2 protein-coding genes and 1 pseudogene are annotated in these 2,445 nt (G+C 59.7%); 2 read left to right on the plus strand and 1 reads right to left on the minus strand.

Annotation, left to right across the window (positions count from 1 at the left end; all coding sequences use genetic code 11):
• Positions 1-190: 190 nt before the first annotated feature.
• Positions 191-760 (minus strand): DNA-3-methyladenine glycosylase I, encoded by a 570-nt coding sequence (locus WBB85_RS19905; protein ID WP_432640329.1) that lies wholly within the window; start codon positions 758-760, stop codon positions 191-193.
• Positions 761-858: 98 nt separating this feature from the next.
• Between WBB85_RS19905 and WBB85_RS19910 the strand changes: the two genes are divergently transcribed.
• Complete coding sequence (locus WBB85_RS19910; RefSeq protein WP_432640330.1) at positions 859-1,698, plus strand: EAL domain-containing protein; 840 nt, start codon at positions 859-861, stop codon at positions 1,696-1,698.
• 202 nt (positions 1,699-1,900) lie between these two features.
• Positions 1,901-2,445: pseudogene (locus WBB85_RS19915) on the plus strand (acetyl-CoA C-acetyltransferase); the annotation flags it as partial.

Here is a 2,445-nt window from a genome sequence, read left to right on the forward strand (position 1 = left end):
GCTGCGGCATCCGACAGTAAGCACTCGCTACCGACCCTCGCTGCGCCAAGCCTGGACGGCGGCTCATTGTAATCCGTAAAGGCATCGAACGTCCTGATATTTGGTGTCTCCACGCCAAATGCCCTTGTTGCCATCCTACCAGGTTTTTGACGGAAGTCACACGGTAGATACCTCAGCCAAGACGAAAGGCTCAGCCAAGGCGGGCGACCCGGTCATGGGCCGGACAGGTGACGAGGTGGTCATTGACCATGCCAACAGCCTGCATGAACGCATAGGTGATGACCGGGCCGCAAAAGCGGAACCCCTGTTTTTTCAGATCTTTCGAGATGCTTTCAGAGAGGGGCGTGCTGGCGGGCACCTCTGACAGGCTCGTGAATCGGTTCTGGAGCGGTTCGCCGTCCATGTAACGCCAGAGGAACTGGTCAAAGCCCCCATCCTCGGCGATCTTCAGATAGGCCTGTGCATTGCCGATTGTCGCCTCGATCTTTGCCCGCGACCGCACGATGCCGGGATCACCGAGAAGCCGTGCCACATCGGCCTCGCCCCAGCGGGCGATCACCTCGGGCTGAAACCTGTCGAATGCGGTGCGGAAATTGTCGCGTTTCTTCAGGATCGTGATCCAGCTGAGGCCCGCCTGAAACCCGTCGAGGATGAGCTTTTCCCACAGAGCCCGGGCATCGCGTTCGGGCACGCCCCATTCATGATCGTGATAGTCGGTGTAGATCAATTCGGTGCCGCACCAGCCGCAACGTTCATCCATAGGCTTCATCCTCCAGGGCGGGTCAAATCCGCCATATCCGTTTACGGCTTCTTAGCGCGTTCAGGCCAATCTGTCCCGGGACCGAGAGGAGATTTTCGATGCAGGAGCGCGGCAGGCCAAAACGCAACCCACGCGACCCGGCGCAGGACAGCCCGCTCAGCGCCGCGATCGGGATGCGTGACCGCGAGATCATGTCGATGGTGCGCCGCGCCGTCGACCGGCGCGATGTTCTGCTGGCCTTTCAACCGATCGTGCAGGTCGCCCAGCCGAACCGGCCCGCATTCTATGAAGGGCTGATCCGGCTTCTGGATGAAACCGGGCGCATCATTCCGGCCAAGGATTTCATCGAGACGATCGAAACCAACGAAATCGGCCGCATCATCGATTGTCTTGCGCTCGATATGGGTCTGAACGCACTGAAACGCGACCCGACCCTGCGGCTGTCGATCAACATGTCGGCCCGTTCCATCGCCTATCCGCGCTGGATGCGGACCCTGCGCGCCGGGTTGAAAAGTAACAACACGGTGGCGGAGCGTCTGATCCTCGAGATCACCGAAAGCTCGGCCATGGTCATGCCCGACATCGTGTCGGTCTTCATGACCGATCTGCAAAGCGAAGGCATATCCTTTGCTCTGGATGATTTCGGCGCAGGTTACACATCGTTCCGATACTTGCGGGAGTTCTATTTCGACATCCTGAAGATCGACGGCCAGTTCATTCGCGGCGTTGCCGACAACCCGGACAATCAGGTTCTGACCCAGGCACTCATGTCGATTGCGCATCATTTCGACATGTTCGCGGTGGCCGAATCGGTGGAGAATGCACAGGACGCCGCCTGGCTGACCGGGATCGGGATGGATTGCATGCAAGGCTACTATTATGGTGCCCCGACGGTCGTACCGCCCTGGCGCATGCCACAGGCACAACAACGCGCCTGACCGTTCGTCACGACCGGTTTCTGACCCGGGCGTTTCAGCGCGGGGCGATCAGGATCCCGGATCGAAATCCCGGCAATCGGCCGCGAAACAATATTTCGGAGTCCCTTGACCCTTACGAAACAATCGTCATGCTGCAGAGCAGCGTAAGAAGTGCTATCAGGCCTTCGTCAAGATGAGAATCGCCCAGAATGAGGATCAAGGCATGACCAATGTAGTAATCGTCTCTGCTGCCCGTACGGCTGTCGGCAGTTTCAACGGCGCGTTTGCCAATACGCCTGCCCATGATCTGGGCGCTGCGGTGCTGGAAGCCGTTGTCGCCCGTGCAGGCATCGACAAATCGGAAGTGTCCGAGACGATCCTCGGGCAAGTCCTGACCGGCGGCCAGGGTCAGAACCCGGCGCGTCAGGCACATATCAATGCCGGTCTGCCGGTCGAAAGCTCTGCCTGGTCGATCAACCAGGTCTGCGGCTCGGGCCTGCGTACTGTGGCGCTGGCTGCTCAGCATATCCAGCTGGGCGATGCCGCCATCGTTGCTGCCGGCGGGCAGGAAAACATGTCACTCAGCCCCCATGTCGCACATCTGCGCGCGGGCCAGAAGATGGGCGACATGAAATTCATCGATTCGATGATCAAGGACGGTCTTTGGGACGCCTTCAACGGCTACCATATGGGCACCACCGCCGAGAATGTCGCCGGGAAATGGCAGATCAGCCGCGAAACGCAGGACGAATTCGCGCTGGCCAGCCA

Origin of the sequence: Albidovulum sp., from assembly GCF_049646345.1 — a bacterium.
Classification (GTDB): Bacteria; Pseudomonadota; Alphaproteobacteria; order Rhodobacterales; family Rhodobacteraceae; genus Albidovulum.

Excerpts from the sequence above, each read along its gene's own strand:
- WBB85_RS19905 (WP_432640329.1), bottom strand. The coding sequence starts at position 760 with ATGGATGAACGTTGCGGCTGGTGCGGCACCGAATTGATCTACACCGAC.
- WBB85_RS19910 (WP_432640330.1), top strand. The coding sequence starts at position 859 with ATGCAGGAGCGCGGCAGGCCAAAACGCAACCCACGCGACCCGGCGCAG.